This is a genomic window from Pantoea sp. JV6, from assembly GCF_025910055.1.
Lineage (GTDB): Bacteria > Pseudomonadota > Gammaproteobacteria > Enterobacterales > Enterobacteriaceae > Pantoea > Pantoea agglomerans.
Genome location: NZ_JAPCIM010000002.1, coordinates 546,419 through 560,484 on the forward strand (window position 1 = coordinate 546,419; position 14,066 = coordinate 560,484).

Annotated in this window: 12 protein-coding genes and 2 pseudogenes; 7 read left to right on the forward strand and 7 right to left on the reverse strand. The window is 51.5% G+C overall.

Annotated elements, in window-relative coordinates; genetic code table 11:
- Positions 1-12: 12 nt before the first annotated feature.
- From fliI to fliF, 4 genes are read right to left on the reverse strand one after another with little or no spacing between them, the layout of a single operon-like run.
- Complete coding sequence (gene fliI / locus OK412_RS03125) at positions 13-1,374, reverse strand: flagellar protein export ATPase FliI (RefSeq protein WP_010247655.1); 1,362 nt, start codon at positions 1,372-1,374, stop codon at positions 13-15.
- Positions 1,374-2,069 (reverse strand): flagellar assembly protein FliH, encoded by a 696-nt coding sequence (gene fliH / locus OK412_RS03130; RefSeq protein ID WP_010247652.1) that lies wholly within the window; start codon positions 2,067-2,069, stop codon positions 1,374-1,376. The genes fliI and fliH overlap by 1 nt, the downstream gene beginning before the upstream one ends.
- Positions 2,062-3,054, reverse strand: coding sequence for a flagellar motor switch protein FliG (fliG, locus tag OK412_RS03135; RefSeq protein WP_003854483.1), 993 nt, complete (start codon positions 3,052-3,054; stop codon positions 2,062-2,064). The genes fliH and fliG overlap by 8 nt, the downstream gene beginning before the upstream one ends.
- Positions 3,051-4,790: a flagellar basal-body MS-ring/collar protein FliF gene (gene fliF, locus OK412_RS03140; protein ID WP_263054084.1), complete on the reverse strand. Its 1,740-nt coding sequence runs from the start codon at positions 4,788-4,790 to the stop codon at positions 3,051-3,053. The genes fliG and fliF overlap by 4 nt, the downstream gene beginning before the upstream one ends.
- A 232-nt stretch (positions 4,791-5,022) precedes the next feature.
- On the opposite strand from fliF, the gene fliE reads away from it, so the two are divergent.
- Positions 5,023-5,334: a flagellar hook-basal body complex protein FliE gene (gene fliE, locus OK412_RS03145; RefSeq protein WP_003854485.1), complete on the forward strand. Its 312-nt coding sequence runs from the start codon at positions 5,023-5,025 to the stop codon at positions 5,332-5,334.
- Between the two features lie 28 nt (positions 5,335-5,362).
- Here the strand turns inward: fliE and OK412_RS03150 are convergent, their stop codons facing one another.
- Positions 5,363-6,694 (reverse strand): tyrosine-type recombinase/integrase, encoded by a 1,332-nt coding sequence (locus OK412_RS03150; protein ID WP_264352677.1) that lies wholly within the window; start codon positions 6,692-6,694, stop codon positions 5,363-5,365.
- Between OK412_RS03150 and OK412_RS03155 the strand changes: the two are divergent.
- The 5 genes and pseudogenes from OK412_RS03155 to OK412_RS03175 all read left to right on the forward strand — a co-directional run.
- Positions 6,635-7,357: pseudogene (locus tag OK412_RS03155) on the forward strand (hypothetical protein); the annotation flags it as partial. The gene OK412_RS03150 and the pseudogene OK412_RS03155 sit on opposite strands and share 60 nt — an antisense overlap.
- Before the next feature lie 7 nt (positions 7,358-7,364).
- Positions 7,365-8,087 (forward strand): hypothetical protein, encoded by a 723-nt coding sequence (locus OK412_RS03160; protein WP_033788437.1) that lies wholly within the window; start codon positions 7,365-7,367, stop codon positions 8,085-8,087.
- Positions 8,088-8,128: 41 nt separating this feature from the next.
- Positions 8,129-9,010 (forward strand): hypothetical protein, encoded by an 882-nt coding sequence (locus OK412_RS03165; protein WP_264352678.1) that lies wholly within the window; start codon positions 8,129-8,131, stop codon positions 9,008-9,010.
- Positions 9,011-9,071: 61 nt separating this feature from the next.
- Positions 9,072-10,182 (forward strand): annotated as a pseudogene (locus OK412_RS03170) (IS3 family transposase).
- A 24-nt stretch (positions 10,183-10,206) separates the two neighbouring features.
- Complete coding sequence (locus OK412_RS03175; protein WP_233600714.1) at positions 10,207-10,671, forward strand: tail fiber assembly protein; 465 nt, start codon at positions 10,207-10,209, stop codon at positions 10,669-10,671.
- A gap of 1 nt (position 10,672) precedes the next feature.
- Here the strand turns inward: OK412_RS03175 and OK412_RS03180 are convergent, their stop codons facing one another.
- On the reverse strand, positions 10,673-11,737 hold the full coding sequence (locus OK412_RS03180; RefSeq protein WP_061703841.1) for an acyltransferase family protein: 1,065 nt from the start codon (positions 11,735-11,737) through the stop codon (positions 10,673-10,675).
- Positions 11,738-11,757: 20 nt separating this feature from the next.
- Positions 11,758-12,921 carry an acyltransferase family protein gene (locus OK412_RS03185; RefSeq protein ID WP_033787590.1) on the reverse strand — a complete coding sequence of 388 codons (1,164 nt, stop codon included), beginning with the start codon at positions 12,919-12,921 and terminating at the stop codon, positions 11,758-11,760.
- A gap of 518 nt (positions 12,922-13,439) precedes the next feature.
- On the opposite strand from OK412_RS03185, the gene OK412_RS03190 reads away from it, so the two are divergent.
- The gene (locus OK412_RS03190) at positions 13,440-13,763 is read left to right on the forward strand and encodes a phage repressor protein (protein ID WP_033787592.1); all 324 of its coding nucleotides are present in this window, start codon (positions 13,440-13,442) and stop codon (positions 13,761-13,763) included.
- Positions 13,764-14,066 lie beyond the last annotated feature (303 nt).

Genomic DNA, 14,066 nt, shown 5'->3' on the forward strand with positions numbered 1-14,066 from the left:
TAATTCGTGTGACTAGCCAAACAGCGCATGCAGATGCAGGCTGGCGTCGTCGTAATCACTGCGCTCAAAGATGCCCTGTTGCAGGAAGGCTTCCATCTGCGGATAGAGCGTGATCGCTTTATCAAGCATCGGATCACTGCCCGCGGCATAAGCACCGACGCTGACCAGATCGCGGTTACGCTGGAAGCTGGAGAGCAACTGCTTAAACTGGCGCACTCGCGCATAGTGGTTCTCATCGATCAGCGAGGTCATCGCACGGCTGATCGAGGCTTCTATATCAATGGCCGGATAGTGACCCGCTTCGCCCAGCCGACGCGACAGCACAATGTGGCCGTCGAGAATGGCGCGCGCGGAGTCGGCGATCGGGTCCTGCTGATCGTCGCCTTCGGTCAGGACGGTATAGAAGGCGGTGATCGAGCCACCGCCGTCGATGCCGTTACCGGCACGCTCAACCAGGGCAGGCAGTTTGGCGAATACGGAAGGCGGATAGCCTTTGGTGGCCGGCGGCTCACCAATCGCCAGCGCGATCTCACGCTGCGCCATAGCGTAGCGGGTCAGGGAATCCATAATCAGCAACACATGCTGGCCGCGGTCGCGAAAGTCTTCTGCGATACGAGTGGCGTAAGCGGCACCCTGCATACGCAGCAGCGGCGAAACATCGGCCGGGGCGGCGATCACCACCGAACGGGCGCGGCCTTCAGCGCCGAGAATGTTCTCGATAAAATCTTTGACTTCGCGGCCACGTTCGCCAATCAGACCGACTACGATGACGTCCGCTTTGGTGTAACGCGCCATCATGCCAAGCAGCACGCTTTTACCCACGCCCGAACCGGCGAACAGGCCCATACGCTGTCCGCGACCGACCGTCAGCAGGGCGTTGATCGCTCGCACGCCGGTATCCAGCACGTCGGTGATCGGCGTACGCTGCAGCGGGTTAAACGGCGGGGTGTTCAGCGGCGCGCGATAGCCGGTATCCGGAGACGGCAGGCCGTCCAGCGGTCGCCCGCTGCCATCAAGTACGCGGCCCAGCAGTTCCGGGCCCAGCATCATCTGTTTGCCCGCCTGCGGGTTCTCTCCGTTCTGGCGCGCATAGACCCGCGCACCCGGTAAAATGCCGTCCACTTCTTCCAGTGGCATCATCAGCAGCTTCTGACCGTTGAATCCCACCACTTCGCTTTCGATTTCACTGATGGTTTTGCCATCGTTGCGTTCGATTACGCAGGTCGCACCCAGCGGCAGCTGTAAGCCGGTCGCTTCCAGCACCAGGCCGGTGGCGCGGGTCAGACGGCCATAACGGCGCACCGGCTGCACCTGGGCGATGCGTTTCTCAAAGGCGTCGAGCGAGCCGAGCCAGCGATTCAGACGAGTGGTCATTACAGTTCTCCCGGTGCGGCAAGACGGCAGAGTTCCTGCCAGCGCGTTGCGACGCTGGCATCCAGGTCGCCATCTTCGGCGCTGAGTTTGCAGCCGCCAGGATGCAGGGTGCTGTCAGCGATCAGCCGCCAGCCGTGCAGATCCAGCGTCGGACCAAGGGTCTGCTCAATACGTTGTAAGTCATCCGGGTGAACACGCAGTTGCGGTTTGCCGCTGAACATCGGTTCCTGCTGCAGTAAACCCTGAATCTGGCGCAGCAGGGCGGTGCCATCCACCGTGGTCGCCTGACCAATCACCGAACGTGCCGCTTCCAGCGCCAGCTGCATCAGACGGGCCGCAATCACGCTGTCCAGCGATTCCAGCGTGTTCTGGAACTCGGTTACCAGCTGCTGCATACGCGCCTGAAGTGGCGCCTGCTGCTGCTGGGCATCGGCCAGACCCTGCTGAAAACCAGCGTCGTAACCGGCTTTCTGGCCTTCGGTCACACCCTGCTGATAGCCTTCGTTGTAACCCTGACCCTGTGCCTCTTTACGCATCTGCTGCTGCAGGCGTTCGAGCTGCTGTTGCTGCTCATCAACGCCATCTTCAGCTTCGTAAATTTCTGGCTGCAGCTCCGGTTCAGCAGGCTCATCGAAACGGCCTAAATCCGTGGGCTGCCACAGCTGCCAGGGGCGCGCAGAAAATGCATCAGACATAAGTTTCCTCGCCACCACCAATCACCATCTCGCCTGACTCGGCCAGGCGGCGTACCACCAGCAGGATCGCTTTCTGTTCGTTTTCCACTGCGGACATACGCACCGGACCACGGTTGGCCAGATCGTCGCGCAGGATGTCGGCCGCACGGGCTGACATGTTTTTGAGGAACTTCTCGCGCAGTGGCTGTTCGGCACCTTTCAGTGCAACCAGCAGCTGCTCGGACTCCACTTCCTGCAACAGACGCTGGATGCTGCGGTCGTCCACTGCCACCAGGTTTTCGAACAGGAACATCTCGTCGATAATTTTCTGCGCCAGTTCGCCATCGAAGTCGCGTACGGCTTCGATAACCGCCTCTTCCTGCTGCGTTTTCATCAGGTTGATGATCTCGGCTGCGGTTCTCACGCCGCCCATCTTCGCACGCTTGAGGTTGGTGCCATCCAGAAGGCCGTTCAGCACTTCGGTCAGTTCGGCCAGCGCGGCTGGCTGGACACCACCGAACGTGGCGATACGCAGCATCACGTCGTGACGCAGACGTTCGTCGAACAGCGCCACAATATCGGCGGCCTGGGCACGCTTGAGGTGGACCAGGATGGTAGCGATGATCTGTGGATGCTCGTCGCGAATAAGGTCGGCAGCGGCCTGCGGCTCCATAAAGTTGAGCGTTTCCATGCCGCTGGTGGTTTCGCGCGTTTCGAGAATGTCCTCCAGCAGGCTGGAGGCGCGCTCTTCGCCCAGCGCACGGGTCAGCACCGAACGCAGGTATTCGTTGGAGTTCAGGCTCAGCGCCGCGAACTGCTCAGCATCCGCTTCGAACTCACGCAGCACTTCAGTCAGTTGCTTATGTGACACCTGACGCATGTTGGCCATCGCGCCGCTCAGGTGCTGGACCTCACGCTGGTTCAGGTGTTTGAAAACTTCCGCGGCGCGCTCTTCGCCAATAGTCATCATCAGGATGGCGCTTTTTTCGGTTCCGGTCAGACTCATAGCTCTTTACTCATCCATTCGCGAATTACCAGCGCTACAACGCGCGGATCGTTTTCTGACATGTCGCGGATGCGTTGACTCAGCACTTCTGCGCTCATGCGGTTGTTAGACTTACGTTCCTGATCCAGCTCATCTTTGCTGAGCTGCACATTAAAGGCTTCCTCTTCCGGTTGCTCAGTCGCACGGGCAGCAACGGCTTCTGCGGCGGCTTTCTCTGCAGCCTGTTTGCGAACCAGATGCGGACGAACCAGTTTGCGGTAGAGGATGAAAGCGACCAGGGCAATCAACAGCCACTTACCGGCGTTCATCAGCTGATCAAAGAACGACTGCTGTTGCCAGAAGGGCAGATCGGTGGTCACCGGTTCAGTGGTGTTGAACTGCGAGTTCACCACGTTGATGCTGTCGCCACGGTTCTGGGAGTAGCCCATCGCTTCGCGGGTCAGATCTTCAATCTGCTTCAACTGCTGTTCGTTCAGCGCAACTGCTTTGCCTTTATCATCTGCACGGAAGTTCACCACGACCGCAACCGACAGGCGCTGTACGTCGCCAACGTTGACCTTGGTATGACGAATGGTGCGATCCAGCTCGTAGTTCACCGTGTCGTCACGACGCGAGTTGGTCGGTCCGGCACTGGCTGCTGCGGTGCTGGTGGTCTGGTTAGCGTTATTCGCCGCGTTGTTCTGACCGTTAGCATTCTGACCATTGGCGTTCTGGCCATTGGCAGCAGTGTTGTTCGGCGTCGTCACCGGCGCAGTGTTTGCTGGCGCAGGCTGGTTAGAGAGCGCGCCCGGCACGCCGCCCGGATAAGGGCTGCCTGACTGGTCGCTTGTGCTGGTCTGACGCGAACGAATCGCTGAGTTCGACGGGTTAGCGTTAGGCTGATATTTCTCGTCGGTCTGCTCGGCGGTGTCGAAGTTAATCTGCGCGGTAACCTGCGCATGCACATTGCCCTGACCGAGAATCGGATTCAGGATCGCTTCGATACGTTGCTGGTAGCGTGCTTCAACTTCAGAGGCATACTTGAGCTGTGCATCATTCAGGTCGCGACCGGCGGAATCAGAGCGGGTCAGCAGGCGACCGGTCTGATCGACCACGGTGACGTTGCCCGGCGGTAAACCGGCGACGCTGCTTGAGACCATGTGGGCGATGGCCTGAATCTGGCCTTCATCCAGCGCACGGCCAGGCTGCAGGGTTAAGGTGACAGAGGCGGATGGCGCTTTCTGCTCACGCACAAATAAGGTGGGTTTTGGCATCGCCAGATGAACACGGGCGCTTTTAACCGGACCGAGTGATTCGATGGTACGAGCCAGTTCGCCTTCCAGCGCGCGCTGGTAGTTAACCTGCTCGCTGAACTGGCTGATACCGAACTTCTCTTTATCCAGCAGCTCAAAACCCACCGAGCCGCCTTTCGGCAGACCCTGCTGAGCCAGACGCAGACGCAGCTCATGCACGTTCGCTTCCGGCACCATCAGCGCGCCGCCATTTTCGGCGAAGCGATAAGGGATGTTCATCTGCGTCAGCTGCGTGACGATGGCACCGCCATCTTCATCTGTAAGGTTGTTATAAAGGACGCTATAGCTGGGCTGCTTTGCCCAGAGCACCATCGCGATCACTATCGCTACAACGGCGGCGGCAGCGACGATTAAAGGAATACGCGGATTTGCGCGCAGGCGAGCGAGCAGGTCACCGAAGCCTTTCTTTTCTTGTTCTGTTGTGGCGGCTGTACTCGCATTCATGACCGTTTCCTGCCTGACGTAATTGACCGGGTAAGTTGAGATGGCAAAACAGACTCCCTGACCTGCGTAGATAAAATTTCCACTTCAATGCCAGGCATTATTAGGTGATAAGCAAAATTCGATGGCTGGATAAGGTAGGGTTTTTGATGTCATTTAGCGGCTTTGTCTCATTGACAACGTGCTAACTTTTGCTCACATCAAAAATGTCATCCTCTTTAATAAGGTATCGTTCATGTCCATTCAGGCAATAGACGGCGTACTGCAGCAGCTACAGGCGACCTCACTGCAGGCCAGCAACCGCAGCAGTGAAGCCCCTAATCAGATCGATTTCGGTGCAACTATGAAAGCGGCGCTGGATAAGATCAGCGAGACGCAGACCACCGCCCGCACCCAGGCGCAGGATTTTGAGATGGGGAAACCCGGTATTGCGCTTAATGATGTGATGGTCGATCTGCAGAAATCGTCGATTTCAATGCAGATGGGTATTCAGGTCAGGAACAAGCTGGTGTCGGCGTATAGCGAAATTATGAATATGCAGGTTTAGGCGGGTAACTGTCTGAAGCGGTTGTGGTTTATCGTACTGCCACTTTAGTGGAGCACGTATGTAGAACAGGATCGCTCATTTTCGTGTTGATGAGTGATAGCTGGTCAGTATTGTTCTCTGACATCCAGGCGCCATAAACCCGGTACACCATCTGCGCATCGGAGTGGCCCATTTGCGATGCAACGTAGTTCGGGTTTGCGCCTGCTGAAAGAGCCCAGCATGCGAACGTATGACGTGACTGATATGCTTTCCGGTGACGCAGGCCTGCACGCCTCAGTGCGCCGGTCCATATCTGTCCGAGTGACTCTGTTGAGTAATATGCTCCCGATCGGCCATTCACTGCGTTCACGCTGGGATTGAACACGAAAGTTTTCTGCTCCTCAATTCGCTCGCCATACTCCCTGGTATGAAAAGTGAAAGAGGTCTGTGGATACATTCGCGTCAACTCTCGCTGGTCACGCAGAATATCAACGGCTGCATCTATCAGGCATATGACACGGTTTCCGGCTTCTGTCTTCGGTGGAGTGAATAAGCCCTGTGGTGTGAGGTTACGGCTGACTGTCAGCTTCTTCGCTTCAAGGTCCACATCCTCCCAGGCCAGCGCGCATATCTCGCCATGCCGTAATCCTGTCAGGATGGCAAGAGACCACATGTTTGCCGTCTGGCGTGTTGAGCATGCCGCGATGAGGCGAGGGTACTCTTCCCGCGTTATCGGGTCCGGCCGCTTATTTGACTTCTTCAGCGGCTTGATGCCGGTCATCGGGTTTGCCTCTATATACCCGTTGCCATGAGCAAAGGCGAAGATAGCTTTCAGGTCTGCCATGCTGGAGTTAACCGTGGCCGCTGTCCTCCCTTTCTTTTCTATATTCATCTTCCTGCCAGTAAAGTAACTGCCATTCAGAAGCTCAATGCGCAGGTTGAGAATATCTTTCTGCATGACTGACCGGATGTCCTTTCCGTTGCCGATGATATCCAGCGTCACCCTGACGCGGCGCTCTGTCGTGATGTAAGAGCTATTGGCCCAGTCAGGCTTTTTGAGCTTCAGCCATAAATCCGCAACTTCCCTGATAGGCACCGCCTTTGACGAGCCAGCCTGGTTCTTAAATAGTGGTGAATCCGGAAACTCACTCCTGTAATCAAACGTCCCTGTCTTAATGCGGTAAACGATGTCGCTACGCAGCTCGCCAGCCATCTTCCTGTTTTTGGGTGTATCGGCTACGCCGATTGCCTCCCACCGTCTTTGCCCCTCATACATGAACCAGATTCGAAGGTGGTTCTTGTTGGGAGCCACTCCTGTCGGATAACCGGGCGTGATAATCCCACTGACACGTATATCCTGATTCAGGCCATTGACGGTCATCAGGCATTTGTTGCCGCGAAGGTCAGCACCACGCTGGCAGCCGGTTAGACGGTGGCAGATTTGCACGCTGCCACAATGCAGAGCTTCCAGCCCTTCAGCGTCACCCAGGGAATTACCTCTCAGATGCCGGATACCGTTTTCCCTCGCGGGCGTGTGATGTATGGCATGGCGCGTGACGTGATGAATAACGTGGCTGACCAGTGCAATGCCAACTGGCAGATTGTTGATGGTCAGGCGCAGATGGTCAGCACTGATAAGTACATCCATGAAGCGATCGTACTGAACAGCCGCACCGGACATATCGGCATGCCACAGCAGACCATGGGCGCTGGCGTTAACGTGCGATGCCTGATTAACCCTAATATCCGGGTGAGTGGTTTAATAGAGCTGGACCAGGCTTCTGTGTACCGATCAGCACTCTCCAGCGACGAAGTACAGCGGTCGGGTGGGCGGATTTTTGAGACCGAAAATAACGGGAATCTGAGCGTCAACGGAACACTGCAACAGCCCGCAAGTATTGCGACCGATGGCGTTTATATCGTGCGTGGCATTATGTACACTGGTGATACACGCGGACAGGCGTGGTATATGGACATGATGTGCGAAGCGCGTGGCGCAGTTGACCTCCTGGCTGCAACTGCGATGAATAGATATTTAGGATGAATGAAAAGTGAAAACAATAAGACTTTTTTCAGTACTGCTACCACTATTACTAACCGCATGTGCTTGGGATCCTGGTGGATTCAAGGCTCAGGAAAAATGGCTGGCTCAAAAAAAAGAAGAGCAAATAAATAACAAGCGCAAGGCTGCAGAGACAAAGGCCATTCGAGAGGCAAATGAAGATAAAATTGAAGCGCAATTCAAAGCGTCTCATCCTGAGGTTCCCATCGGGGATATGGACATTTCAAAATTTAATAATGTACAAGGAAAATTTGGCACTGCATTAAATAATTTAGGATTCGTAACCCGTTATCCGAATAAGCAAACCTCTGATAATGTATACTTAAAAGTTGGATCCAATGATTTGACCCTTAGACGCTTTCAAATAGCTTTAGAAGAGTACGCAAAGGAATGCAGGCGAGTGTCCGCATATAACAACACTGACTATACGAATTTATGTATTTCAAACTTAACAAAAGCGCTCAATGATTTTTCAGCAGTGTTAAAAAATAGGCGCATACCCAATAAAACTAAAGCAGTTGCTCTAGACGAAGCGACGTTTGGAAACTTTATTGATTTCGAGCATGCGGCGAAACTGGCCATCATGCATACCAAACTTTGCCAGCAGCAAGGTAGTCAAGGCTATGTCGGAATGCTTAGTGTTGCCGCTCCTTGTAATGGGCGGGGCGATGTTTACAGTATCGTTGCAGCTGAAAAGATGGGTTTATTGTAAATCTAACTCTTGTTTATCAACCCGCTTCGGCAGGTTTTTTATTGGAGCAAATATGCCAGTTTCACAACAATCACAGGCTGGCGGTGAATCGCAGGCGTATAAAGCCTTGTCAGATTCCATCTTCTCCATCCGCGTTTCCATGCCTGGCATCATCCAGACCTTTGACCCAATCGCCTGCACCTGCACTGTTCAGCCAGCTATCAGCGGGCAGCGCATCTGTCGACGTTTTAGACAACGGCAACACAGCATCCCTTCTGGCTAACCTTAAGACTGCGTTTAATTTAATTTCACAGGGCAGGTTAACAGCAATCAGAGTTTTTACCGCTTCAGGTACTTATACGCCTTCGGCAGGAACAAAGAGAATTAAGGTGACAGTAATTGGCGGCGGCGGCGGCGGCGGCGGTGGTTCTGCTGCAACTGACGCGAACACACGTAGATGCGGCGGTGGTGGTGGTGCGGGTAATACTGCCATCTCAATGCTAGACATTTCTTCGTTAACTCTGCCGGTATCAATTAATGTCGGCACCGCTGGGGCGGCGGGCGCTGCCGGTGGGGGGGCGGGTGGAAATGGCGGTCAGGGCGGAACTACAACATTTGGGAGCTACATTAATGCGACAGGTGGATTTGGAGGCGGGGGCGGATCACTAGCATCAGACTCATTAACCGCTGTAACCGCGAACGGTGGTACAAGCGCCGCACCAACTACAGGGAATATCCTCAATCAAAGAGGATCTGCTGGCCTTCAGGGTATTGTCGGTAGCAACGCGATTGTTTCTGGGGCAGGTGGAGCTTCAAGTCTTGGTGGCGGTGGAAATCCTGTTGCGGCTGGGGCATCCACTGCTGGTGAAAACGGAATCTATGGCGGCGGTGGCTCTGGAGCTATATCAATCAAATCATCATCGATTTGTAAGTATCCCGCTTAACCGGACCATTCACTTTTAGAGATCTTCCGACATACTGATTATATCCTTCGAGGAGATCACCATGCGAAAAGCCCGATTCACTGAGCACCAAATCATCGCCGTTCTGAAATCCGTCGAAGCCTGACGCACCGTCAAAGATGTCTGCCGCGAAGCGGGAATATCTGAGGCCTCGTACTACAACTGGAAAGCAAAGTACGGCGGGATGGAAGCCTCTGATATCAAAAAGATGAAGGATCTTGAGGACGAAAATCGCCGTCTCAAACAAATGTTTGCCGATCTCAGTCTTGAATGCCGTGCACTGAAAGATGTCATCGAAAAAAAGCTTTAAAACCAGCGATAAAGCGTGAGTTCGTCAACTATCTGACCGCGCAGTTTACGATGAGCATACGCCAGGCATGCAGGACGTTATCGCTGAGCAGGACGGTGTATTGTTACCAGCCCGATACCCGGCGTGATGAAGCGGTGATCCAGGTGCTGACCGGGTTGGCAGAGCGCTATCCCCGCTACGGCTTTAAGAAGCTGTTTCAGTTGCTGCGCAGGCAGGGGCACGTCTGGAACCACAAGCGCGTACACCGGATTTACTGTCTGCTGAAACTGAATTTTCGACGCAAGGGTAAGCAACGTCTTCCGGTGCGCAATCCGGCTCCGCTGGCAACGCCGGAAGCGCTCAATCAGGGCTGGTCTATCGATTTTATGCACGACGCGCTGCTCTGTGGTCGGCGTTTTCGGACCTTCAACGTGGTGGATGATTTTAACCGCGAGGCCCTTGCGATAGAAATCGATCTGAATATTCCTGCGCAACGAATGGTGCGGGTTCTGGACAGGATAGTGGCGAATCGCGGATATCCGCTGAAGATGCGGATGGATAACGGCCCGAACTGATATCACTGGCTCTGGCGCAATGGGCTGAAGACCATAGTGTGATGCTGGAATTTATCAAGCCGGGTAAGCCGACACAGAACGGGTTTATTGAGAGGTTTAACAAGACGTACCGGACAGAAATACTGGATTTTTACCTGTTCAGAACGCTGAACGAAGCACGGGAAATCACAGAGCGCTGGCTGAATGAATACAACAGTGAGCGGCCCCATGAATCCCTGAATAACCTGACACCGGAAGAATACCGGCTGATGGCTGAGAAACCGGAAATCTCAAAAAGTGTGTGGAACTAAAGCTGGGATACTTACAGATTGGCCGTGCTGGCGGAGCAGGCGGTGTCGGCGTCGTTGTTATTGAGGAGTACGCATAATGCTAACTATGCTTTAGTGCAAGATAAAAGAGTGGTCAATATGGTTGTGTGGGACGGCGAGGAAGAAGTCAGCTTCGGAAATGACGTTTTAGCCGTGCTGATTCCCGATGGTGAGGCTGTCAGTATCGGCTATTCGTATGATGCAAAGAAGTTTACAGCCCCTGCTCTTACAGATGAACAGAAGGCTGCCCAGGACGCTGCAATTGCATCTATGAACATTACTCTGAAATCCACTCTCATGAACGAGGCAAGTCAGCGTATAAGCGTCCTTCAGGATGCGGTGGACCTTGAGATGGCTACCGATGATGAAACAAAGGCGCTGCCATTATGGAAGAAGTATCGCGTCTTGCTGAGTCGAATAAATGCTGATATCTCCAGCGATGTTACGTGGCCAGACAAGCCAGCATTTTAATTTAATGCAGCATATTTCCTTGTAACTTCCTTCCAACTTTAATAAACGGCAACTCGACCATCTTGTGCAATACGTATGCAAATGCAATAGCTAAAAGCGTAGACGTGATAAGTTTGGTCAGGTTGCCAGCTTCCGCCCAAAAAAACGGCGGATGCTCAAGAAGAAGATACATTATAAAAAAGTGTGTGATATATATTGAGAATGATATATCACCGAAGAAAGATATAACCCTTGAGTTAAATATTATAAAGTTAGATTCATAAAGTATGATGGCAATAAATAATGGAAGCGCTATGAGATAGAATTTAGTTAATCCAGATCCATAGACCACCTCTGAGAAGTAAAGCCATCCAGAAAGGGAGGCCAATAGCATAATCATAGGAATGGATATGGTTGACCTTAATTTCAGCCATCCTCTCATGAACGCTTCGCAAAGCCACATGCCAAGCAGGAACTCTAAATGAAGAGATGTGCTAAAGAACTTCAAGGCATGATCGGCATAGGAGCTATCCCCAAGGGAAGAAACATAGCTAGAGTTGAGCGACACTGAGCCAGTGAAGGTGAGCTGAAGCAGAAACACCTGAGCTAGCAAAATGGCTGAGGCTACTAGAACCCTATGCTTATGATTGGCCATCATTGCCATGCCGAACACAAAATAAAACCAGATTTCGTATGAAAGCGTCCATGCTGGGCCGATAAAGTTAAAATCGAACTCTGGCGCTGGCCTGTTATAGTCCTGAAGAATAAATATGCCTGACTTAATCATTGTCCATATTGGGTGGACGTTGTATCGGATCAGGAATATTGAAGAGATTACCAGTATAAAGAGAAATAACGGATAGATTCGAAAAAATCTCTTCAGAAAGAATCCAGCCACGTTACCTTTCTTTGCAGTGACATAGGTTATAATAAATCCGCTGATCAGAAAAAAAAGGTCAACGCCGAAGCCTCCGTTCAGGAATGCCGTATTAAAAGGCTCAGCCTTGCCAATATACATAAAAGAAAAGTGAAACAGAACCACAAGTAAAGCTGCAAATCCGCGTGTGTAATGTATTGACTTTAGCATTTGAATTCTCACTAAAATAATCAGCTAAAAGGCTTAAGAGTGTTTTTATTTTCGTCTGTAAATTTTGAAGCTACTTTTCTTCCATAGTTACGAAGTGGCTTTTCAATAATTCTAAAATTTAACTCTACGACTAACACGGTAATTAATATTGCCATAGTGGTCATAATGAAGCACAATGATAATGTCTTCGAGGGCGGCTGACCAATTGCTATGTAATATCTTATCGTGCTTTCTTGGATAAAATAAATGACAGGCATGTGTATTACATATATTGCATATGATCTTGATCCAATCCAGAGAAGTGTCTTTCTTAGTGGCTCAGGGCAATAGATATATTTTTTATTGAATGAAGCGACAAAAACAAGAACAGCGCTTACTAAAGCCAGCATTCCAACCATAAATCGGCATTCGTGAAGTGCTGGTATGCTAAACATTAAATAGCACAGCGCGACCGCAGTTACAGACAATGAAAAGGCTTTACTCTTTAATAGTTTAGGCTCAAACCTCAATGTCCTGCCATCCATGTAAAAAATTGAAAGAACAACCCCCCAGGAAATAGAGTCCATCCTGAAGTTCATCAGGTAAGTATCCTGCCTAAGAATAAAAAACTGTATTGATATCATAACAATCAATAATGGTGTTCTAAATTCTTTTTTGGTGAAGATGATAAAAAATGGCAATATAAAGTAAAATTGCTCTTCAAGATTAAGTGACCAAAATGGCCCCATGCTTGTTGGTAATGAATTAACAAGCATGTAATGGCTCAGCAAGTTGTAGGTGTAGGTAAGTATACTTAGGGCCTGATAAAAATTCCACTTTGTGGAGCCGAATGCACCAGATATATTATAGGTGAATGTCATGAATAGAATTATTGCTATCCATAAAAAAGAAGTAGGAAAAAGACGGAATGCCCGCTTAATAAAGAATGACTTTATTACTCCTGATGAGCTAATACCCTGATCTTTGCACTTATCAATTAAAGGGATTAGTGAGCAACTAACAACAAATCCTGAAATGCATAAAAACAAATCTACGCCAGACCAGAATTGCAAAAAGGTATTCACCTTTGCAAAAAATGAGTGACCACTCCAGAAATATAGCGAAGGGTAATGCTGCACCAGAACCATGATGATTGCGAAAGCGCGCAGAATTTCAATATCGCTGTTTGGTCTCAGCTTTTCCATTTGGCCTCAGATGTGAATGTTAAGCGGCAAGATAGTACCAACCAATCTCTCTGACTGGTAGTCATAAAAAAGCCACGGCGACGGGGCGGATGGTACCGCGCCAGTCTCAGCAGGCTGCGGGTCTGATTTGAGATTAGTCACTGCCAGCGCCCGATGCCCATCAAAAACTTCTTTCCCCTCAATCCCTTTACAAATCTGTGAACTGGTCCGCCTTGATCAAAAGTACCGATCGATATTACTGCTTATTCATACAGTATTTATCAAGGAGGATTTATCATGGCGAGAGAGAGTGACATACAGGCGGCGTTCATGAGCGCGATAACGAAGGACCCCCGATGCAGGCAGATACTCACCACTGCTGCGTTCCAGAAGCGTCTTGATGACGTAAACTACGTGTGGACGCTGCAGGAGTGTAACCGGTAGATTCGGCGTTACCAGAACTTCTTCTTCGAGCTGGTTACCGAGGAGAGCGAAAATAAGACCTGGGCGCTCCGCAACATGGGATACGTGAGGTAGCTATGGGCTTTCCATCACCAGCATCAGACTACATCGAAAAGCGCATCGACCTGAACGACATCCTGATGCCGTACCGGAACAACATGATGCTGATCGAGACGCCGGACGGATTCGTGCTGGCCGACAAATCAGTGAAGCCAGAAAATGGCGATAAGGTTGCATTTCAGATAGGCGAGTTCCCGCAGCTGGGCAGGCTGTTCAGGACGGGAATCATAACCTCAGACGGCGAGACGATTGACGGAGAAGGGCTTGAGGGGGTTATCGTGCTTGGGAAGGTTACGGCGGAGGTCGTGTCCGTGCATGAGCCAAGCAGGCCGATAATTTAGCCGTAGCACACATGTAGCACAAAAAAATACCGCAAATCACCTCAATACCACCACCACGGCAGTTTGTGACTTGCGGTATGTCTCTGTAAAACCACGCCTCAACGCACATCAACCTGTTATGCTAAATATTCAAAGTGAAATTATGAATATGCAGGTTTAGTGAGCTGATTCCGCTGAACAAGGCACGCCTGCGTGGAGGCGATGAGGGAGTGGGATGCCAGCATCAAGGCCGATCCCTTTGCTGAGTCTATGACCCTGTGTTGGCGATAATGCAGGTGTCATTGACTATACTGCTCTTTATTA